This is a genomic window from Enterobacter sp. Tr-810 (assembly GCF_011752765.1).
GTDB classification, from domain to species: Bacteria; Pseudomonadota; Gammaproteobacteria; order Enterobacterales; family Enterobacteriaceae; genus Enterobacter; species Enterobacter soli.
In genome coordinates this window covers 317,870-338,091 of the sequence record NZ_VWWW01000005.1, presented here as the reverse complement: position 1 = coordinate 338,091, position 20,222 = coordinate 317,870, and the positions used below count along the sequence as shown (strand labels likewise).

Below are 20,222 nucleotides of genomic sequence, written 5' to 3'. Positions count from 1 at the left end.
ATTGCCGGGTGGCGCTAACGCTTACCCGGCCTACGATATGAACCCTCTCCCCGTGGGAGAGGGCTGGGGTGAGGGCATCAGGCCGCACTAACTATCGACTCTGCTTCCTGAGCAGATAAATAAAGTATGGCGCGCCGATAAAGGTGGAAAGCAGCCCTGCCGGGATCTGATACGGGAACAGCACCATCCTGCCGCACCAGTCCGCAAAGACCAACATCACCCCACCCGTCAGAGCAGACATCACGATATGCGGCATTGTCCGGCGGAACCCCATCATTCGGGCGATATGCGGCGCCATCAACCCCACAAAACTCAATGGGCCTATGGTCATGGTGGCCGTTGCCGTCAGACATGCTGCCAGCAGCAGCAGAGCCACGCGCGTTGGCGTCAGTGCCAATCCCACCGCACGGGCGGTTTCACCACCCAGTGGCAGGATAGTCATCCAGCGGCGACACAGCGGTACAATCGCCAGCAACACAATCATGACCAGACCGGTGTGAACCACCTGGCTGCCAGTGGCGCTATAGGTTGAACCGGAAATCCAGGTCAGGATCTGCGCCATGCGGGGATCGCCACTTGCCTGAAGCATCATGAGTAGCATCGTAAACGCGGTGCTGAGCGCCATCCCGGCAAGCAGCATACGGTGCGGGGAAAATCCGCCACGCCCGGAAGCGACCAGAATGACCAGCAGCGTGGCCGCCGCGCCCATACTCCCCGCAGGCATTAACCAGCCGAAGGCATTCCCCGGCACCAGGAACAGCATCAACACCACGCCAAACGCCGCGCCAGAGCTGATCCCCAGTACTTCCGGGCTCGCCATTGGGTTACCCGTCAGACGCTGGATAATGCACCCCGCTACAGCCAGCATCACACCAGCGATAAGTGCCGCGAAGATGCGCGGCCAGCGCCATTGCAGCAGTTCATTGAGCAAATCACCCGTGGCCCAGTGCCAGCCTGTTGCATCGCGCCCCAAAGAGAGCGCTGCAAAGGAAGCCAGCAGCAGCACGGCCAGGCCCGCCAGGCTAAACCACAGCACCGACTGACGCTCAGCATACACTTTATCGCCCGCATCCATTGCCGGGGCGCTGATGCTGCGCAGGCGCGGCAGCAACCACAGCAGCAGCGGCGCGCCGATAAGCGCCGTCACCGAACCGGTGGACACCTCCATCCAGACGCGCGCCAGCCAGAGAATAATTTGATCGGAAAGCCAGAGGATCAGTGCACCAATCAGCAGGGCCAGCATCAGACGCGCCAGCAGACGCCGTGCACCGAGCATCTTCGCCAGCAGCGGCGCAAACAGCCCGATAAACCCGATAATCCCCACCGCATTAACCAGCAACGCGCTGAGCACAATCGCCAGCGTCAGTGCCGCCAGACGCGCCAGCGATAACGCCAGGCCCAGGTTGCGCGCCACGCCGTCATCCAGCCCCATCAGCGTTAACGGACGCAGCAGCAGCAGGGTCAGCAGCACACCGCCAATCAGCTGCGGCCACAGGCGCTCAACAACGCTCCAGTCAGTCTGGGTCAGGGTGCCGGTACTCCACAAGAACATACTTTGCAGCTGGTCGTGATGGAACAGCACCAGCAGCTGATTGATCGCCCCACAGTAAAGGCTGACCACCAGCCCGGCCAGGATCAGCGTGACCGGTGAAAGACGTTTCCCCCAGGCCACGCCAAAGACCAGCGCACCCACCACACATGCGCCCGCCAGCGCAGCAAATTGCGAGGTTAACGCGCCGGGCAACGCCCACAGTGTCGTAATGGTGATCCCAAGCTGGGCACCTGTCGCCACGCCTAGCGTGGTTGGCTCTGCCAGTGGGTTACGCAAGACCTGCTGGAATAAGACGCCCACCAGCCCCAGTCCTGCCCCCACCAACAGTGAAATGGCCAGACGCGGCAACAGGCTGTAGTGGAAGAGCATTTGCTGAATATTGTCGATATCTGGCGCAACCAGCGCCGCGCCCCACTGCTCACGCGGGAGTGCCGTTGACAGGTTGAACCCGGTTAATGCCAGTGCGACAAGGAAAATGGCCGTCAGCAACAGCGCGGGAAAACGCGCGATACGCGAACTCATGCTTTGCCTCCCAGCGCGCCATCCAGTACACGGGCAAAGTGCATGGCCGAAAGCGTTGCACCGTAGAACCACACCGCCGGAACCTGCTGGAATCGCTGCTCGCGTACAAACGGCATGGCCTGCCAGAGCGGGGTAGACATCAGTTTTTGCATTTCTCGTTCGTTGCCGTGATCAAAACACAGCACATCCACATCGCGAAACGCCGCCAGGCGATCGATCCCAACGGTCGTGCTGCCCCAGAAGGTCATTTCCCCATCCCAGGCGTTGCGAATACCAAAGCTATCAAGCACTTCCTGGAACAGGCAGTTTTGCCCAAACACCAGCATATGACGGGCATCCAGCAGGGTTACCATCAGCAGCGGGCGTTCACCGCGGTGAGCAAAGCGTGGTTTCAGGCTATCAATCAGGGCATCGAATTCGTCGAGATGCTGTTTCGCTGCCGCCTCGCGGTTCAGGAAGCGCGCCATCTCGTTGACGGAATTTTTCGCCATTGTTAGCGGCTTTTTGCCATCGCTGAAGGAAAAACCGCGCCCGGGCGCAATGCGCGCCATTGTCGCTTCCGACGGGCCATATCCCGCAGACCAGAACAGAAATGAAGGTTTCATCTGCGTGAGCAGTTCGAGGTTTGGCTCCGTTCGCAGGCCAATATCAATAACCGACGCAGGCAGTTTTGGCTCGTTCACCCACAGGTTGTAGTTGGGGATATCGGCAACGCCATACGGCGTAACGCCCAGCGCCAGCATCAGCTCAACCGGCAGCCATTCCAGCGCCACTATACGATGGGGGTCGATCGCGGCAGCCCGCGCCGTGTTCATTTTTAACAGCAGCGGTGAGAGCGCCATCGCCGTCAGTAAGCGACGGCGGCTAATCATTGAGTCCAGCATCAGTACACGAAGCTCACCGGTGCAGCCCCGGCAGGGTGAGGCAAAATACCCATTGGAATACCGTAGATGTGCTCTAACGTTTCGCTACGCATCAGTTCAGACGGTGTGCCCTGAGCGATCATCTCTCCACCACGCAGCGCGACAAGGTAGTCGCAGTAACGTGCCGCCATGTTGATATCGTGCAATACGGCAATCACCGTCAGACCACGCTGCTGGCTTAAGCGATGCACCAGCGCCAGCACGTCGACCTGGTGCGCAATATCCAGCGCAGAGGTCGGTTCATCAAGCAGCAGGCAGCGGCTGTCCTGGGCGACCAGCATCGCAATCCACGCGCGCTGACGTTCACCGCCGGAAAGGCTGTCCACCAGGCGGTGCGCCAGCGGTTTTAATCCGACCAGCGCGATGGCCTCTTCGACTTTCTCTCTGTCGGCCACGCCAAAACGCCCGAGAGCGCCGTGCCACGGATAACGCCCAATCGCCACCAGTTCACGCACCGTCATCCCTTCAGCCTGCGGCAACTGCTGCGGCAGATAGGCCACCTTGCGGGCGAAGGCTTTGCTGTTCCAGCTATCAAGCGGTTGTTCGTCCAGCAGAATGTCACCCTCTGAAGGGGGCTGATGGCGCCCGAGCATCTTGAGTAACGTTGATTTACCGGAACCATTGTGGCCAATGAGCCCAGTGACTTTGCCTGCGGGGAACGTCAGAGAGAGCGGATGCAGCAAGGTGCGCCCGGGTACGCGAAAGGAGAGATGATTGAGCGTAAAAGTGGTGTCGGATTGCGTCTTAATATCCTGCATGTCAGCCAACTTAAATAAACAGGGCACGGCGAACCGTGCCCAAAGAGAGATTAGAAGCGGAAGGTCGCGGTAGCCACAACCTGGCGTCCTGCGCCCCAGTAGCAAGCGTATTCGCTATAGCAGCTGGAGACATACTCACGGTCAAAGATGTTATTCACGTTGACGCCAACGGAAGAGCCAGGCAGGCCAAAGCGCGCCAGATCGTATTTCACGGTTGCATCTGCCAGGGCATAACCTGCAACGTTAAATGACTGGTAAGCTTTTGAAGATGCCGCGGAATAGTAGGATACCGTGTTACCAATGTAACGGGTACCCGCACCAACGGTCAGGCCGCTCAGTGCCGTTTCGTGGAAGGTATAATCCGCCCACAGGGAGGCCATGTTACGTGGTACTTCCGCCGGACGACGACCTTCATACCAGGTATCGTGGGTGTATTCAGCATCGGTGAAGCTATAAGATGCCGTGACATCGATGTTGGCATTGACGGCTGCCTTAGCTTCAAGTTCGAAACCACGCGAACGAATTTCACCGCCCTGCACGCTAAAGCCGCTGGTTGGGTTCGCCGGGTCGGCCGTCAGGTTGTTGTTTTTGGTCAGCTGGTACACCGCCGCCGTCACGACAACCGGAAGATCTTTCGGTACGTATTTCACACCCACTTCGTACTGCTTGCCGCGCGCCGGATCGAACGGTTTACCGCCCTGCGTGGTTCCTGAAATCGGCTCGAAGGATTCGCTGTAGCTGAAGTACGGCGTGATACCGTTGTCGAACAGGTAGTTAATACCGCCACGCCAGGTGAATGCCTGATCGTTAATTTCTGCGGTGGTTCCGGTGGTACGAGTCAGCGCAGAAGTTTTAGCGAAGTCGTAGCGGCCACCCATGGTCAGCACCCACTTATCCCATTCAGCCTGGTCCTGAGCATACAGGCCAGTTTGTTCCTGACGGTTAAGCACTTTGTACAGGTAGTAGACGTCAACATTTGGGTTGCCATACGCAGGCTTCGTCATGCTGATCGGGTCAGCTGAGCCGTAGTCAGCATCAATGTCATTACGCATACGAAGGTAATCGACACCCGTTAACAGGGTATGATCAACGGCGCCGGTCGCAAATTTGGACTGAAGCTGAGTATCAACGGTGAAGGAGTTAAGATCTTCATCTGAGCGGACGTATGCGCGGCTGATTTGTGCCGGTGCAATATAGCCATTACCGTAGACAGAACGATAAAGCGTATTGATTTTGGTGTAACGCAGGTTTTGACGCACGGTAAAGGTGTCGTCGAACTGATGCGAGAAGCTGTAGCCCACCATTTTCTGACGACGGGAGATTTTGTTATCTTCCTCGCCTTCGTTGAAATCGGTCGGCAACTTGTGCGCTTTGCCGTTGGCATCATAGTAAGGCACAACGGTACCTTCACGCGGCAACCAGCCGTAATAACCCGCATCCGGATCGCTCTGGAAGTTGCTCAGGAAAGTGAAATCTGTTTTGTCGTCAGGGCGCCAGCTAAAGGAAGGGGCAATGGCATAGCGGGTGGATTTCACCATCTCCTGCTGCGCATTTTCACTGCGTCCCAGACCGGTCAGGCGGTAGGACCACACGCCGTTGTCATCAATGGCATCGCTAAAGTCAAACCCGGTTTGCCACAGGTTATCGGTGCCCATTTTGAACTGAATTTCTTTCAGAGGCTCGGTCGTTGGTCGCTTGCTGACCATGCTCACCACGCCACCCGGGTGGCTTTTGCCGTACAGCACGGAGGTCGGGCCACGCAGCAGTTCAACGCGCTCCAGGAAATAGGGATCCATGGACGCTTCAGAATAGTTATCGCCCTGTAGCTTCATCCCGTCCAGATATTGGTTGGTATTGACGGTACTGGAGGTGGTGAAACCACGGATAGAAACCACGTCATAGGTGGTAGATGCACCGCGGGTCGCAAAAACGCTCGGCGTATAGGCCAGCGCCTGCTTCACCGTACCCGGCTGTTTCATGTCCATCTCTTCACGTGTCACCACGGAAATAGACTGCGGGGTTTTCTCAATAGGTGTATCGGTTTTGGTCGCCGTTGCGGTGCGTTTTGCCGCAATCGTTGGAGCTGGGCCCCAGGCACTTTCCTGTGCAGCCGGCGCGGCAGTAACGGTAATAGTTTCTTCTTTTTTCGGTGTTTCGGCTGCGTGTGCATAAGCAGACATGCCGGCAACCGCTGTGGCTACGACAACTGCGATTTTACGCAGCGACGTGTTGATTGGCTGAGCAGTATTGGAAAGCGCCATGTTGAATCTCTGATGTAAAAGTGAATGATAACGTAAACGAGAATTATTATTATGACCGCAGCATAATAGGCGAAACGCTGGCGGTATAGCAAGCAGTATGCGGCCCTACAAGAATTAAGGGTTTAAGAATTAATCAAGAGAAAACGAAGGGTTAATCAGAGTTAAAACTGGGGTTAACAAAATGAGGGATACAGGTGAAAAAATACCCCCTTCCGTGGAAGGGGGTATTGAAGGTGTTAGTTACTGCCGAACATATCTTTAATCCAGCCAGCGACGCCATCGCTGTCTTTCTTCTCATTCTGCTGCTGGGCCGGTTGTTGCTGCGGCTGTTGCGGCTGAGACGATTGCTCAAACGGGTTGCCCGTCGGCTGCTGAGGCTGGCTTTGCTGGCACAGTGAATCCGGGTTTGTTGTCCAGACAGGCAATGAACGCACGCCGCCGCCACAGACAAAGTTACCGGAATCATCCACACCCATATCAACGACATCTTCCGGTGCAACCAGATTCAGCGGTACCGGTGACTGATTTGCCAGATAACGCTGGTAAATCGACATCGCCCCGCTCGCGCCGTACAGCTTGGTCGGCTGGTTGTTGTCGCGCCCTACCCAGGTGATCACCACTTCACGGCCATCAATACCGGCAAACCAGGTATCGACGTTGTTGTTGGTGGTCCCGGTTTTACCTGCAAGATGCAGGCCAGGGTACTTAGCACCCAACTGGCGCCCCGTACCACGCTGCACAACCTGCTGCATGGTCCAGAGTGTCATGTAGGCTGCCTGCGCCGGAACCGCGCGCTCCGCCTGCGGGAAGCTCTGATACAGTACAGAACCATCTTCAGCAATGACTGAACGCAGGGCGGAAAGTTGCGCCCGGTTACCGCCACTGGCGATGGTCTGGAACGCCTGCGCCACTTCGATTGGCGTCAGGTTCAGCGCACCGAGGATCATCGCCGGAACCGGGTTCAGCTGCTCTTTAGGCACACCAAGCTTCTGCCAGGTATCTGTAATCGCTGGCAGGCCCAGCGCCATACCCAGGTTCACCGTTGGCACGTTCATGGAACGCGTCAGAGCATCCACCAGCATGACCTGACCACTGAACTGTTTGTCATCGTTCTGCGGCGACCACACCTGGCCATTAGGCTGGCGCAGGGAGATTGGCGCATCGGCAATCCAGGTGTTCAGACGGTACTGATTTGGCTGGCTGAGCGCGGTGAGATAGGTTGCTGGTTTTGCCAGAGAACCAATCGAACGACGCGCCTGCATGGCACGGTTATAACCCGCAAACTGCGGCTCTGCCCCGCCCACCATCGCGCGAACTTCGCCAGTGTTACGGTCAACCACCACCATTGCGGTTTCAAGGTCACTCAGCTTGCGCTGTTTTTTCAGTGCCGGAATACCGTCAACGGCCGCTTTTTCCGCCGCATCCTGAGCCACTGAATCGAAAGTGGTAAAGATCTTCACGCCGGAGAGATCTTTCACTTTATCGCCGAGCTTGCTTTGCAATTCCTGGCGAACCATCTGCATAAAGGCTGGCTGAGGAGAGATAACACCACCGCGCGGCTGCACACCCAGAGGGCGAGCGCTCAGCATGTCGTACAGCTCCTGATCGATAACCTGCTGTTGTTGCAGCAAACGCAGCACCAGGTTACGACGCTCCAGCGCCAGCTTCGGATTACGCCACGGGTTATAGATGGACGCACCTTTAACCATGCCCACAAGCAGCGCCTGCTGGTCGAGGCTCAGCTCTTCAACCGGGCGGCCAAAGTAGTACAGGCTCGCCAGCGGGAAGCCGCGGATTTCGTTATCACCGCTCTGACCGAGGTACACCTCGTTCATATACAGCTCAAGAATACGATCCTTGCTGTAGCGCGCATCCATCAACACAGCCATGTACGCTTCGTTAGCTTTACGCCAGTAGGAGCGCTCGCTGGAGAGGAACAGGTTCTTCACCAGCTGCTGGGTCAAGGTACTCGCCCCCTGCACCGTACGTCCGGCAGTCAGGTTGGCCAGCACCGCACGACCGATGGAGTAAAGGCTGATACCGTCATGCTCGTAGAAGTGACGGTCTTCAGTTGCCAGCAGTGTATCCACCAGCAGATCCGGGAAACCGTTACGTGCCACGAACAGGCGCTGTTCGCCATTCGCAGAAGAGAGCATGGTGATAAGACGCGGATCGAGTCGGAAGAAACCAAACTGGCGGTTGCTATCCATGTTCTCGATAGTGTCCAGACGATCGCCATCAAAAGTCAGACGCGCACGCACCTGGCCTTCTTTACTGTCCGGGAAATCGAACGGACGGCGGATCATTTCGATGCTTTTCGCCTGCACGGTAAATTCGCCAGGACGGGTCATCTTCGACACCTGACGATACTGTGTGGCTTCAAGCAGTTTCACCATCTCGTTCTTGCTGATCGACATATCTGGCTCAAGGTTCACCATGCGACCATACACTGCAGCAGGCAACTGCCAGACTTTACCGTCGATACGGCTGCGGATCTTCTGATCCAGATAGACGCCGTAGATAGCCATCAGAACAACAAAAACAATGAACAGCTTCACCAACAGCCAGAACCAGCCGCGTTTTCCACGAGGCTTACGCCCTTTGCCTTTTCCTTTACGCGGCATCGGATCTTCATCCTCATAATCGTCTTCATAGTCATCATCGTAATCTTCATCTTTACGACGACGGCTCACCTTTTCTTTCGCCGGACGCGCAGGTTTCCCTTTACGTCCTATTGGCTCGCGGTCATTCCCCGCCATGCTTTTTCTCCGCAACATTCAGGCGCAAAGGCCAGATTCTCTTTTCTTCCACTCACCTGTGAAAGAAGAAATCTCTCAAAATTGTTTTCCCCCTCTCCCTGTGGGAGAGGGCCGGGGTGAGGGCATCAGGCCGCACTATTCAGGCCGCACTCCCCTTTCACGAATATTTCTTCGTCCGCCTTGTCGGCGCCGTATTCGCCGGGTCATCCGGCCATACGTGTTTGGGGTAACGCCCCTTCATCTCTTTTTGCACTTCACGGTAACTCCCCGCCCAAAACGCGCTCAGGTCGCGGGTTATCTGCAAAGGCCGGTGCGCAGGAGACAGCAGCTCCAGCACCAGTGACACACGCCCTTTTGCAATGGACGGTGTTTGCGCCTCGCCGAACATCTCCTGCATCCTGACGGCCAGCGCAGGGGGATTATCTTCGTGATAACGAATAGCAATCCGGCTTCCGGTCGGCACAGTGTAATGCCCAGGCAGTTCACTATCCAGACGTTGACGTAATGACCAGTCCAGTAAATTATGTAACGCGTCCTTAACATCCAGAGCTTTTAGCGCCTTCAGCGAGTGTACACCGCTCATTTGCGGCAGTAGCCAGCGCTCCAGAGAAGCCAGAAGCGTCTCATCATCAACCGCGGGCCAGTCATCCTCCGGCAGCCACTGCGCCGCACAGTGCAGGCGAATGCGATACTGTTCAGCCTCTGGCGTCCAGTTCAGCACGCTCAGCCCCTTTTCCCGAATGCCGTTAAGCATTGCCTGATGCAGCTCGTCTTCTGACGGTTTGGCCAGCGGTTTTGTGCCGAGGGTGAGTTTGCCAATCTGGCTGCGACGAAACGCCTTCAGCGTCCCCTGCGCATCATCCCATTCAACGGTATCGGATTGTTGAAGCAATTGCGGACACGTCCGCGTCAGGGCATCAATATCGACCGCAATGGCCTGTAAGATCCGCGCGTCCGGGGAGTGGCTGCCCTGCAATAAGAGCGGCGCGATAAGCCATTCGTGCCGGGTCAGAGCATCATCACTGTCCAGCATCGCCCCCATGCCGTTAGCCAGCTGGTAACGCCCGTCCAGCCCGCGACGCCGGGCGATTCTGTCCGGGAACGCCTGCGCCAGCGCGCTGGCAATACGGCTGCTGTCTGGTGTTCCGCCACGGCTGTTGAGCCGCCGGCAAAGCTGCTGCGTCCGCTGCTGCCAGTTTGGCTGGTTGCGTGAAAACGCTATGGCCAGGTCGCTGTTTCCGCCACGCGGTGGCTCCTCCAGAATCGCCGCCAGCTTTGCCGCCGTGGCAATGTCATCATCATCTTTTGCCGCTACCAGCATGGCAGCCAGACGAGGCTCATTGCCCAGCGCGGCCATTTTCTTCCCCTGCGCCGTTAAGCGGCTGCCATCCAGCGCATCCAGCCGGGTCAGCAAGGTACGGGCGGCCGTCAGATTCACCGCCGGTGGCGGATTCAGCCAGGTCAGTTGAGCCGGATCCGGGCAGCCCCACTGCAACAGCTCCATGACCAGGCCGGAAAGATCGCTTTGTAGAATCTCAGGCGTACTTTGCTGCACCGCACGCTCGGCCTGTTCTGCGCTGGTGAGATGCAAACAGATCCCGGGCTCCAGTCGCCCTGCGCGCCCAGCCCGCTGGATCATCGATGCCTGGCTTATCCGTTGCGTAAGCAGCTTTGTCAGCCCGGTACGCGGATCAAAACTGGCGACGCGCTCCTGGGCGCAATCCACCACCAGACGAATACCTTCAATGGTCAAACTGGTTTCGGCAATATTGGTTGCCAACACCACTTTACGCTGGCCGGCTGGGGCAGGAAGGATAGCCTTACGCTGTTCATTTAACGACAACGCACCGTACAGCGGGCAGAGCGCCACATCGCTTCCCACGCGGGTTGCCAGCTGTTCCTGCACGCGCTGGATTTCCCCCATCCCGGGTAAAAACAGCAGCAGCGAGCCCGGCTCCTGTCGCAGGAGATCTGCGGTGGCAATCGCGACGGCTTCGTCAAAACGCTGATGCGTGGCCAGCGGCTGATATCGACGTTCAACCGGGAAAGCGCGCCCGGCAGAGGCGATAACCGGTGCATCAGGTAAGGCTTGTTGTAATCGCTCGTTATCCAGCGTGGCCGACATAATCAGCAGTTTGAGGTCGTCGCGCAGCCCTTGCTGCACATCCAGCAGCAGTGCCAGGGCCAAATCGGCCTGTAGGCTACGCTCATGGAATTCATCCAGAATGACCAGACTGATGCCGGTGAGTTCAGGATCGTTTTGCAGCATCCGGGTGAGAATACCTTCGGTGACCACTTCCAGCCGCGTGGCCGGGCCAACGCAGGTTTCGGCACGCATTCGATAGCCCACCGTTTCACCCGGTTTTTCGTTCAGCAGCTCTGCCAGACGCTGTGCCACATTGCGCGCAGCCAGTCTTCGCGGCTCCAGCAGGATGATTTTCCCGTGCAGATTTGCGTCTTTGAGGATCTGTAGCGGCAGCCAGGTTGATTTTCCCGCCCCCGTGGGCGCGTTGAGCAATACCTGCGGGGCATGTTGTAAAGCAGCAAGCAGCTCAGGAAGTACGACGGCGACTGGCAATGAGGACACTAACAGCTCCAGAGGGTTAACATTAGTCGGCGTACATTGTAGCATCGCCACATATCATTACCGAGTCCCCCGTATGTCTGAGTCGAAACGACTGTTTTTCGCCATTGAGCTGCCCCCAACTATTCAGCGCCAGATTGTTCGCTGGCGGGCAAGCCAGTTCCCACAAGAAGCGGGCCGACCTGTTGCCGCGGCAAACCTGCACATAACGCTGGCCTTTCTGGGCGATGTCAGCGTTGAAAAACAGCGCGCCTTAGCGTCGATGGCCGGACGTATTAGCCAGCCCGGTTTTACGCTGCACCTGGATGATGCCGGCCAGTGGCTGCGCTCCCGCGTGGTATGGCTCGGGACTCGCCAGCCGCCCCGCGGTTTGTTGCAGCTGGCCAACATGCTCCGGGCACAGGCCGCGCGCAGCGGTTGCTACCAAAGCCCGCAGCCTTTTCATCCCCACATCACCCTGCTGCGCGACGCCAGCCATGCCGTGGCCATTCCGCCGCCGGGTTTCCACTGGTCTTTTCCGGTGACGACGTTCGCGCTTTATGAATCTGTCTTTGCACAAGGACGCACCCGATACACGCCTTTACAGCGCTGGACGCTGGGCGACACCTTAAGGAATTCCGATGAAGTTTAGCCCCGCGCTGCAACACGCCACGCTCATTCAACGCTACAAACGCTTTCTCGCGGACGTTGTGACGCCTGAAGGAGAGCAACTGACGCTGCACTGCCCCAATACCGGTGCAATGACCGGATGCGCAACCCCCGGTGACACTGTCTGGTATTCGACATCAGAAAATACTAAACGCAAATATCCCCATACCTGGGAGATGACGCAGACGCAACAAGGGGCATTTATTTGTGTCAACACGTTGCGAGCGAACCAATTAGTTAAGGAAGCTCTGATTGAAGGGAATATTCCTGAACTTGTGGGTTACAGCGTTCAAAAAAGCGAAGTGAAATATGGCGAAGAAGGCAGCAGAATTGACTTTATGTTACAGGCGGAAGATCGTCCTGAGTGCTATATTGAAGTAAAATCAGTGACGTTAGCGGAACATGAAAACGGCTACTTCCCGGATGCAGTAACGCTACGTGGACAAAAGCATCTGCGGGAGTTGATGAGTGTTGCGGCGGCGGGCAAGCGCGCCGTATTGCTGTTTGCGGTATTGCACTCGGCAATTGAACGATTTTCTCCTGCCCGTCATATCGATCCCAAATACGCGCAATTGTTGAATGAGGCACAAAAGCAGGGGGTGGAGGTTTTCGCTTATAAAGCGGAACTTTCTGCCGATAATATGACTCTGAGATCCTCTCTCCCCGTGGTCTTATAAAGGGAGTAGTCGATTGATTATTATGTGTTCTGGTCGCGTGCGCAAATACGCTTTTCCTCACAGGCTTGTCAAGTGTTACGTATAGATAATTGCCATTCGGAAAAGCATCTGCTATTTATAGCGACCTGATTTTTCCCCCAACACGGGGATCGATAGTGCGTGTTAAGGAGAAGCAACATGCAAGAAGGGCAAAACCGTAAAACATCGTCCCTGAGTATTCTCGCCATCGCTGGGGTGGAGCCGTATCAAGAGAAACCGGGCGAAGAGTATATGAACGAAGCCCAGCTGTCGCACTTCAAGCGTATTCTTGAAGCATGGCGTAATCAACTCAGGGATGAAGTCGATCGCACCGTTACACATATGCAGGATGAAGCTGCAAACTTCCCGGACCCGGTAGACCGTGCCGCTCAGGAAGAAGAGTTCAGCCTCGAACTGCGTAACCGTGACCGCGAACGCAAACTGATCAAAAAGATCGAGAAAACGTTGAAAAAGGTCGAGGACGAAGATTTCGGATACTGCGAATCCTGCGGTGTTGAAATCGGTATTCGCCGTCTGGAAGCGCGTCCAACCGCCGATCTGTGCATCGACTGTAAAACGCTGGCTGAAATCCGCGAAAAACAGATGGCCGGTTAATCCCAGCCCTGTATTTACTGTAAAGGCGGGAGTCTCTCCCGCCTTGTTACTGTTGATATGTCTGAATCACACTATATTGGGCGCTTTGCGCCATCTCCTTCCGGTGAATTACACTTCGGCTCTTTAATAGCCGCCCTTGGCAGCTACCTGCAAGCTCGTGCAAACCAGGGCGTCTGGCGTGTCCGCATCGAAGATATTGATCCTCCGCGTGAAGTTCCCGGTGCAGCAGACACGATCCTGCGTCAGCTGGAACATTACGGCCTTCACTGGGACGGCGACGTTCTCTGGCAGTCAAAACGGCACGATGCTTATCGCGAACGTCTGGCCTGGCTCTATGAGCAAGGGCTTTCGTACTATTGCACCTGTACCCGCGCACGTATTCAGAGCGTGGGCGGCGTCTATGATGGCCATTGCCGTACGCTCGGTCATGGCCCGGAAAACGCCGCCGTCCGCCTGGTCCAGCATTTTCCTGTGACCCATTTCCACGATCAATTATCGGGCGACATTCAGGCAGATGAACGCCTGGCGCGCGAGGATTTCATCATCCACCGTCGCGATGGTTTATTTGCTTATAATTTAGCCGTTGTCGTGGACGACCATTTTCAGGGAGTGACAGAAATAGTTCGCGGCGCAGACTTAATTGAGCCAACGGTACGGCAAATATCGCTGTACCAACAATTTGGCTGGGCTGCCCCGGAATATATTCATTTACCGCTGGCGCTGAATGCGCAGGGAAATAAACTGTCGAAGCAAAACCACGCCCCTGCTCTACCAGAGGGCGATCCGCGCCCCGTTTTGATCGACGCGCTGCGATTTCTCAACCAGAATATAACGAGCGAATGGCAGGACCTGAGTATTGATGAATTGCTGAAATTAGCCGTTGCTAACTGGACACTGAAAACCGTGCCAAAAATCCAGCATTCTCAAATGCGTTATGCTGAGCTATGATTAGCCGCTTTTTTCATAACAAAACACACTACGAGGTGTACTATTTTTACCCGAGTCGCTAATTTTTGCCGTAAGGTGCTAAGCCGGGAAGAGAGCATGGCTGAAGAGGCTATTGCACAAACCCATATGTCGGTTATTCCGCGTGAGCAGCACAATATTTCTCGCAAAGATATCAGTGAAAATGCCCTCAAGGTGCTCTATCGTTTGAATAAAGCAGGCTACGAGGCCTATCTCGTTGGCGGTGGGGTTCGCGATTTACTGCTGGGCAAAAAACCAAAAGATTTCGACGTGACGACCAGCGCCACGCCGGAGCAGGTGCGTAAATTATTCCGCAACTGCCGGCTGGTGGGCCGCCGCTTCCGTCTTGCTCACGTTATGTTTGGGCCTGAAATTATTGAAGTTGCCACCTTCCGTGGTCATCACGAAGGCAACCCCGCAGACCGAACCACGTCTCAGCGCGGCCAGAACGGAATGCTGCTTCGCGACAACATCTTTGGCTCTATTGAAGAAGATGCCCAGCGTCGCGATTTCACCATTAACAGCCTTTATTACAGCGTGGCGGATTTCACCGTCCGTGATTACGTGGGTGGAATGCAGGACCTGAAAGCCGGTCTGATTCGCCTGATCGGTACGCCAGAAACACGCTACCGTGAAGATCCGGTGCGAATGCTGCGTGCCGTACGTTTTGCTGCCAAGCTGAATATGCGTATCAGCCCGGAAACCGGTGAGCCGATCCCGCGCCTGGCAACGCTGATTAACGATGTCCCGCCTGCACGCCTGTTTGAAGAAGCGCTGAAACTGCTGCAAGCCGGTTACGGGTTCGACACCTACAACCTGCTGCGCGAATACAGCCTGTTCCAGCCGCTGTTCCCGACCATTACCCGTTACTTCACGGAAAATGGCGACAGCCCGATGGAGCGCATTATTGCGCAGGTGCTGAAGAATACTGACACCCGCATTCACAATGATATGCGCGTGAACCCGGCGTTCCTGTTTGCCGCCATGTTCTGGTATCCGTTACTGGAAACCGCGCAGAAGATTGCCCAGGAAAGCGGTCTGGCCTATTACGATGCGTTTGCGCTGGCCGCAAATGACGTGCTCGACGAAGGCTGCCGGACGCTGGCCATTCCAAAACGTATTACCACGCTGGTGCGTGATATCTGGCAGCTTCAGCTGCGTATGTCCCGTCGTCAGGGTAAACGCGCCTGGAAGCTGATGGAGCATCCTAAGTTCCGCGCCGCGTTCGACCTGTTATCCCTGCGCGCTGAAGTTGAGAAGAATCAGGAATTGCAACGCCTGGCACAGTGGTGGGGCGAATTCCAGGTCTCTGCACCGCCTGAGCAAAAAGGGATGCTGACCAGTCTGGATGAAGAGCCAGAACCACGTCGTCGCCACCGTCGCCCGCGTAAGCGCGCGCCACGTCGCGAAGGCACGGCATGACCCTTGCGTATATCGCCATCGGCAGCAATCTCGCCTCTCCACTGGAGCAGGTGAATGCTGCCGTTCAGGCGCTGGGCGAGCTCCCGGAAAGCCGCATCATCGCGGTATCCTCGTTCTACCGCACGCCCCCGTTGGGGCCGCAGGATCAACCCGATTACCTGAATGCCGCCGTGGTGCTGGAAACCGCCCTTACCGCCGAAACGCTGCTGGACAACACCCAGCGAATCGAATTGCAGCAGGGTCGCGTTCGCAAAGCTGAACGCTGGGGACCACGGACACTGGATCTCGATATTATGCTGTTCGGCCACGACGTCATTTCCACCGAGCGTCTGACAGTTCCGCATTACGATATGAAAAACCGCGGGTTTATGCTCTGGCCGCTGTTTGAAGTTGCCCCAGACCTGACCTTCCCTGATGGTATTTCCCTTAAAACCATTCTGGACAACATTAACGCGGAAAAACCCGCCCGCTGGTAACCCCGTTTTTTTATCGATTAACCGCTAAACAATTGTGGTTAATCGATTGCCTAAAATCATTGTTCCCCCGAATGTTACTGATAGAATGCGCAAAGATTCGCTTTGGCTATCAGGAAACCGTATGAAACCAACCACCATCTCCTTGCTGCAAAAATGCAAACAGGAAAAGAGACGCTTCGCTACCATCACTGCATATGACTACAGCTTCGCCAAACTGTTTGCCGAAGAAGGGATCAATGTCATGCTAGTCGGAGACTCGTTAGGGATGACGGTACAGGGACATGATTCCACCCTGCCGGTAACGGTAGAGGATATTGCCTACCACACCCGCGCTGTTCGCCGTGGTGCGCCGGCTTGTCTGCTTCTTTCCGACCTGCCGTTTATGGCCTATGCCACACCTGAGCAGGCGTTTGAAAATGCAGCGGCAGTGATGCGCGCGGGCGCCAATATGGTCAAAATCGAAGGCGGTGCCTGGCTTGTGGACACCGTGAAAATGCTGACCGAACGTGCCGTGCCCGTGTGCGGGCACCTGGGCCTGACGCCGCAGTCGGTTAACATCTTTGGCGGCTACAAAGTACAAGGCCGCGGCGATGCCGCGCAGACGCTGTTTGATGATGCCGTGGCGCTAGAAGCCGCGGGGGCGCAGCTACTGGTGCTGGAGTGCGTTCCTGTCGAGCTGGCAAAACGCATTACCGAGGCGCTCTCCATTCCGGTTATTGGTATTGGCGCAGGCAACGTCACCGATGGTCAGATCCTGGTCATGCATGACGCGTTTGGCATCACTGGCGGGCATATCCCTAAATTTGCCAAAAATTTCCTGACCGATGCGGGCGACATGCGCGCGGCAGTCAGGCAGTATATTGCCGACGTTGAATCCGGTGTGTATCCGGGTGAAGAACACAGTTTCCATTAAGGAGTCTCGTTGTGCTAATCATTGAAACCCTGCCGCTGCTGCGCCAGCATATCCGCAGAGCACGTCAGGAAGGTAAACGTATCGCACTGGTCCCCACCATGGGCAACCTGCATGACGGCCACATGAAGCTGGTCGATGAGGCGAGAGCCCGTGCAGACATCGTGGTGGTCAGTATTTTCGTTAACCCAATGCAGTTTGACCGCGCTGACGACCTGGCGCGCTACCCGCGCACCCTTCAGGAAGATTGCGAAAAACTGAAGAAACGCCATACAGACATCGTCTTCTCTCCGGCACCTGCCGATGTGTACCCGCAGGGGACAGAAGAAGCGACCTACGTGGATGTCCCGGGGATTTCGACCATGCTGGAAGGTGCAAGCCGTCCGGGTCATTTCCGTGGCGTCTCAACCATCGTCAGCAAGCTTTTCAACCTGGTACAGCCAGATATCGCCTGCTTTGGTGAGAAAGACTTCCAGCAACTGGCACTGATCCGCAAGATGGTTGCGGATATGGGTTACGACATTGAAATCGTTGGCGTGCCGATTGTGCGGGCAAAAGATGGCCTGGCGCTGAGCTCCCGCAACGGTTACTTAACCGCAGACCAGCGTAAAATCGCGCCGGGCGTGAGCAAGGTCATGAACACCATGGCTGAGCAACTGCTGGCGAAAGAGCTGACCGCAGAAGAGATTATCGCTCTGGCCGAACAGGCGCTTAACGATAAAGGCTTCCGCTCTGACGATGTGCAGATCCGCGATGCCGATACCCTGTTGGAGCTGACCGAGTCCAGCAAACGGGCCGTTATCCTGGTGGCAGCATGGCTGGGACAGGCGCGTCTTATCGACAATAAAGTGGTTGAGCTGGCGTAATTTTATCACCCTCCCCTCTCACGAGAGGGGGTAACGAACGATGAAAGGTAGACGTAATGATTCGCAAAATGCTGCAAGGTAAGCTTCACCGTGTGAAAGTGACTCAGGCCGACCTGCACTATGAAGGCTCCTGCGCGATCGATCAGGATTTCCTCGATGCGGCGGGTATTCTTGAAAACGAAGCGATTGATATCTGGAACGTGAACAACGGCAAACGCTTCTCTACTTACGCCATCGCCGCTGAACGCGGTTCCAAAATCATCTCCGTCAACGGCGCTGCCGCGCACTGTGCTGACGTGGGTGATATCGTGATTATCGCAAGCTTCGTCATGATGTCTGACGAAGAAGCGCGCCGCTGGCAGCCAAAAGTCGCCTATTTCGAAGGCGACAACGACATGAAACGTACCGCGAAAGCGATCCCGGTTCAGGTTGCCTGATAGCTGTTACCCCTGCGGCTGATTGCTGATCAGCCGCGACATGGTCTCCAGAGAATCCGTTCTTAAGATATATAGACGCTTGAGTAAGAACGGATTATCCCCCGGTTTTACCTTCCCTTTCACCGTCGTGACCGCCAGATGAAAACCGGCGTCATTTGCCGCTTTCACCGCGTTATCGTTGTATCCCCCAAACGGGTAAGAAAGATAAAGCACATGCGGGTTGAACTGTGCCAGATCCCGTCGGGATCGCTGAAAATCAAACAAGATCACATGATAGCTACGGCTCAGTAATATCGGGTGCTTGTTGTCATCGACGCGGTGCAGAAAATGGGTATGGGACTGAATATCAAATACATCCTGAATACCTTTTAGTTCCGACACACTCATAAACTGCAACGACTTGGGTGCCCATTTCTGCGGCTGACGTTTAATACGCGAGGAGATGATGAACGCCGTAGCATTGAACCCGTACTCTTTCAGGATCGGATAGGCATAACGGCTGACCGATTTCAGGCCATCATCAAAGGTGATAGCCACCGCGCGTGCTGGCAGATTTATTTTGTTGCGGATATACCCTTCAACCTGGTACATCGTCAGCGTGGTGTAACCCTGATCGCGCAGCCAGGCCATCTGGTTGCTAAATGCGCGAAGGCTGGTGGTGGTAGAAGTATGGCGAAAGCGCGTATTTTCTTCATCACGCAGAATGTGATGGTAGGTCAGAATAGGGATGCCGTTATCTTCCTGCGCATCCAGACTGCTTACCCACGCCAGGCGATTACCGATGCGGATCTGAAACCAGGTCTGGTTCAGGCGGTCTTTAAGTTTACTCAGGATCGGGTAGCGGAGATTAGCGCTTAACGTCCCGAAAGGCGCGCTGCGGTTGTCGGCAGCGTTATAAACCGGCGTGTCTTTCCAGGTGACCAGATTTTGATTACTGAGCGGTTTATTGAGATCGCCCAGGCCATCTTCAACGCGCATCTTGCCCTGAACCGGCTCCAGGTGCTCCTTATCGATAAAACCCGTGCCGAAACCGAAGCGGAACTCATAGTAATCTGCCGCAGCAGGTACCACGGCCAGGATCTGCCCTTCACGCACGTTGCCAACGTTGACCACTTCATTTCCAACCTGCGCCCAGATCGCCGCATCTTCGGTGGTTTGCATGTACTGAGCTGGCAGTCTTTGCTGACTTAATAAACTGGCAGAACTGATGCCTGAAACGAACAACAACAGCAGGAATAGTAGACGCGTTAGCATTGGATCGTTATCGATACGAAAAAACTGATGTCATTGTAGCAAAAGAGACATCAATACCAATGTTTAATTCTTATACAGGCCGTGATGCAGGATGAAAGGAGGATTTTTCTGTTGCTGATGCCACAAGCTACTGACGCCAGGTAAACCTTGCGCCACGATAGCATTACGAAATTCGGCGCTGCTGAGGGTTTCCCGCTGCGGGAACATGACTTCCAGCAACGGCAGGCTAATTCCGGAGATAACTTCGCAGCAATCGTGCTTGTGACTCATCAATGCCGCAGAGCGATAAGGGGCCGCACCCGATTTATCCGTCAAAAAGATAACGCCGTCGCCAGAGTCGGTTTCATGCAGGGCATCGCACATCATTCTGCCGAGCATGTTAGTGCTCAGTCCACGCCAGTAATTCACTGCACGGCATTGCACCAGTGGCCCAAACCGGGCTTCGAGTTTTATCAACATGTCCTGCGCCTGTTCATCGTGGCAGGTGATGACCCATCCCAGCATAACTCCCTCCTTAGCAGGCGAGTAGTTTAGCTCAGTGAAGGTTAGCTTACGGTGATAACAGTCAAAGAAA

Annotated in this window: 17 protein-coding genes; 9 read left to right on the top strand and 8 right to left on the bottom strand. The window is 55.7% G+C overall.

Translation table 11 applies throughout. From position 1 onward, the window contains the following. Nucleotides 1-91 precede the first annotated feature (91 nt). From fhuB to hrpB, 6 genes are all read right to left on the bottom strand, one after another. Complete coding sequence (gene fhuB, locus F3J30_RS16355; RefSeq protein WP_166717910.1) at nt 92-2,074, bottom strand: Fe(3+)-hydroxamate ABC transporter permease FhuB; 1,983 nt, start codon at nt 2,072-2,074, stop codon at nt 92-94. After that, complete coding sequence (fhuD, locus tag F3J30_RS16350) at nt 2,071-2,958, bottom strand: Fe(3+)-hydroxamate ABC transporter substrate-binding protein FhuD (protein WP_166717909.1); 888 nt, start codon at nt 2,956-2,958, stop codon at nt 2,071-2,073. The genes fhuB and fhuD overlap by 4 nt, the downstream gene beginning before the upstream one ends. Then, nucleotides 2,958-3,755 carry a Fe3+-hydroxamate ABC transporter ATP-binding protein FhuC gene (gene fhuC / locus F3J30_RS16345; RefSeq protein ID WP_014068955.1) on the bottom strand — a complete coding sequence of 266 codons (798 nt, stop codon included), beginning with the start codon at nt 3,753-3,755 and terminating at the stop codon, nt 2,958-2,960. The genes fhuD and fhuC overlap by 1 nt, the downstream gene beginning before the upstream one ends. A gap of 50 nt (nt 3,756-3,805) precedes the next feature. Further along, nucleotides 3,806-6,016, bottom strand: a complete 2,211-nt coding sequence (fhuA, locus tag F3J30_RS16340) for a ferrichrome porin FhuA (RefSeq protein WP_166717908.1) — start codon at nt 6,014-6,016, stop codon at nt 3,806-3,808. Between the two features lie 236 nt (nt 6,017-6,252). Continuing rightward, nucleotides 6,253-8,775 carry a bifunctional glycosyl transferase/transpeptidase gene (mrcB, locus tag F3J30_RS16335; protein WP_166717907.1) on the bottom strand — a complete coding sequence of 841 codons (2,523 nt, stop codon included), beginning with the start codon at nt 8,773-8,775 and terminating at the stop codon, nt 6,253-6,255. Nucleotides 8,776-8,932: 157 nt separating this feature from the next. Continuing rightward, nucleotides 8,933-11,362 carry an ATP-dependent helicase HrpB gene (gene hrpB, locus F3J30_RS16330; protein ID WP_166717906.1) on the bottom strand — a complete coding sequence of 810 codons (2,430 nt, stop codon included), beginning with the start codon at nt 11,360-11,362 and terminating at the stop codon, nt 8,933-8,935. Between the two features lie 73 nt (nt 11,363-11,435). Here hrpB and thpR point away from each other — a divergent pair, with 73 nt between their 5' ends. The 9 genes from thpR to panD all read left to right on the top strand — a co-directional run bounded on the left by thpR (nt 11,436) and on the right by panD (nt 18,394). Beyond that, nucleotides 11,436-11,990: an RNA 2',3'-cyclic phosphodiesterase gene (gene thpR, locus F3J30_RS16325; RefSeq protein WP_166717905.1), complete on the top strand. Its 555-nt coding sequence runs from the start codon at nt 11,436-11,438 to the stop codon at nt 11,988-11,990. After that, entirely contained in the window at nt 11,980-12,684 is a 705-nt protein-coding gene (sfsA, locus tag F3J30_RS16320; RefSeq protein ID WP_166717904.1) for a DNA/RNA nuclease SfsA, read from the top strand. Before thpR ends, sfsA begins: the two co-directional genes overlap by 11 nt. Nucleotides 12,685-12,861: 177 nt before the next feature. Beyond that, nucleotides 12,862-13,317 (top strand): RNA polymerase-binding protein DksA, encoded by a 456-nt coding sequence (dksA, locus tag F3J30_RS16315; protein ID WP_001155232.1) that lies wholly within the window; start codon nt 12,862-12,864, stop codon nt 13,315-13,317. Nucleotides 13,318-13,374: 57 nt separating this feature from the next. Continuing rightward, nucleotides 13,375-14,265, top strand: a complete 891-nt coding sequence (gene gluQRS / locus F3J30_RS16310) for a tRNA glutamyl-Q(34) synthetase GluQRS (protein ID WP_166717903.1) — start codon at nt 13,375-13,377, stop codon at nt 14,263-14,265. A 42-nt stretch (nt 14,266-14,307) separates the two neighbouring features. Next, complete coding sequence (gene pcnB, locus F3J30_RS16305; RefSeq protein ID WP_166717938.1) at nt 14,308-15,705, top strand: polynucleotide adenylyltransferase PcnB; 1,398 nt, start codon at nt 14,308-14,310, stop codon at nt 15,703-15,705. After that, entirely contained in the window at nt 15,702-16,181 is a 480-nt protein-coding gene (gene folK, locus F3J30_RS16300) for a 2-amino-4-hydroxy-6-hydroxymethyldihydropteridine diphosphokinase (RefSeq protein ID WP_166717902.1), read from the top strand. The genes pcnB and folK overlap by 4 nt, the downstream gene beginning before the upstream one ends. Nucleotides 16,182-16,302: 121 nt before the next feature. Further along, the gene (gene panB, locus F3J30_RS16295) at nt 16,303-17,094 is read left to right on the top strand and encodes a 3-methyl-2-oxobutanoate hydroxymethyltransferase (protein WP_014068942.1); all 792 of its coding nucleotides are present in this window, start codon (nt 16,303-16,305) and stop codon (nt 17,092-17,094) included. An 11-nt stretch (nt 17,095-17,105) separates the two neighbouring features. After that, nucleotides 17,106-17,957, top strand: a complete 852-nt coding sequence (gene panC / locus F3J30_RS16290) for a pantoate--beta-alanine ligase (RefSeq protein WP_014068941.1) — start codon at nt 17,106-17,108, stop codon at nt 17,955-17,957. 56 nt (nt 17,958-18,013) lie between these two features. Continuing rightward, the gene (panD, locus tag F3J30_RS16285; RefSeq protein ID WP_006810068.1) at nt 18,014-18,394 is read left to right on the top strand and encodes an aspartate 1-decarboxylase; all 381 of its coding nucleotides are present in this window, start codon (nt 18,014-18,016) and stop codon (nt 18,392-18,394) included. 6 nt (nt 18,395-18,400) lie between these two features. Here panD and F3J30_RS16280 read toward each other — a convergent pair whose 3' ends face one another. Continuing rightward, nucleotides 18,401-19,648 carry a polysaccharide deacetylase family protein gene (locus tag F3J30_RS16280; RefSeq protein ID WP_166717901.1) on the bottom strand — a complete coding sequence of 416 codons (1,248 nt, stop codon included), beginning with the start codon at nt 19,646-19,648 and terminating at the stop codon, nt 18,401-18,403. 63 nt (nt 19,649-19,711) lie between these two features. Next, nucleotides 19,712-20,152, bottom strand: coding sequence for a PTS sugar transporter subunit IIA (locus F3J30_RS16275; RefSeq protein WP_166717900.1), 441 nt, complete (start codon nt 20,150-20,152; stop codon nt 19,712-19,714). Nucleotides 20,153-20,222: the final 70 nt, after the last annotated feature.

Bases quoted from the DNA above. Each gene is read 5' to 3' on its own strand.
- fhuB (WP_166717910.1), bottom strand. From the start codon at position 2,074: ATGAGTTCGCGTATCGCGCGTTTTCCCGCGCTGTTGCTGACGGCCATT.
- fhuD (WP_166717909.1), bottom strand. From the start codon at position 2,958: ATGCTGGACTCAATGATTAGCCGCCGTCGCTTACTGACGGCGATGGCG.
- fhuC (WP_014068955.1), bottom strand. From the start codon at position 3,755: ATGCAGGATATTAAGACGCAATCCGACACCACTTTTACGCTCAATCAT.
- fhuA (WP_166717908.1), bottom strand. From the start codon at position 6,016: ATGGCGCTTTCCAATACTGCTCAGCCAATCAACACGTCGCTGCGTAAA.
- mrcB (WP_166717907.1), bottom strand. From the start codon at position 8,775: ATGGCGGGGAATGACCGCGAGCCAATAGGACGTAAAGGGAAACCTGCG.
- thpR (WP_166717905.1), top strand. From the start codon at position 11,436: ATGTCTGAGTCGAAACGACTGTTTTTCGCCATTGAGCTGCCCCCAACT.
- sfsA (WP_166717904.1), top strand. From the start codon at position 11,980: ATGAAGTTTAGCCCCGCGCTGCAACACGCCACGCTCATTCAACGCTAC.
- dksA (WP_001155232.1), top strand. From the start codon at position 12,862: ATGCAAGAAGGGCAAAACCGTAAAACATCGTCCCTGAGTATTCTCGCC.
- gluQRS (WP_166717903.1), top strand. From the start codon at position 13,375: ATGTCTGAATCACACTATATTGGGCGCTTTGCGCCATCTCCTTCCGGT.
- folK (WP_166717902.1), top strand. From the start codon at position 15,702: ATGACCCTTGCGTATATCGCCATCGGCAGCAATCTCGCCTCTCCACTG.
- panB (WP_014068942.1), top strand. From the start codon at position 16,303: ATGAAACCAACCACCATCTCCTTGCTGCAAAAATGCAAACAGGAAAAG.
- panD (WP_006810068.1), top strand. From the start codon at position 18,014: ATGATTCGCAAAATGCTGCAAGGTAAGCTTCACCGTGTGAAAGTGACT.
- F3J30_RS16280 (WP_166717901.1), bottom strand. From the start codon at position 19,648: ATGCTAACGCGTCTACTATTCCTGCTGTTGTTGTTCGTTTCAGGCATC.
- F3J30_RS16275 (WP_166717900.1), bottom strand. From the start codon at position 20,152: ATGCTGGGATGGGTCATCACCTGCCACGATGAACAGGCGCAGGACATG.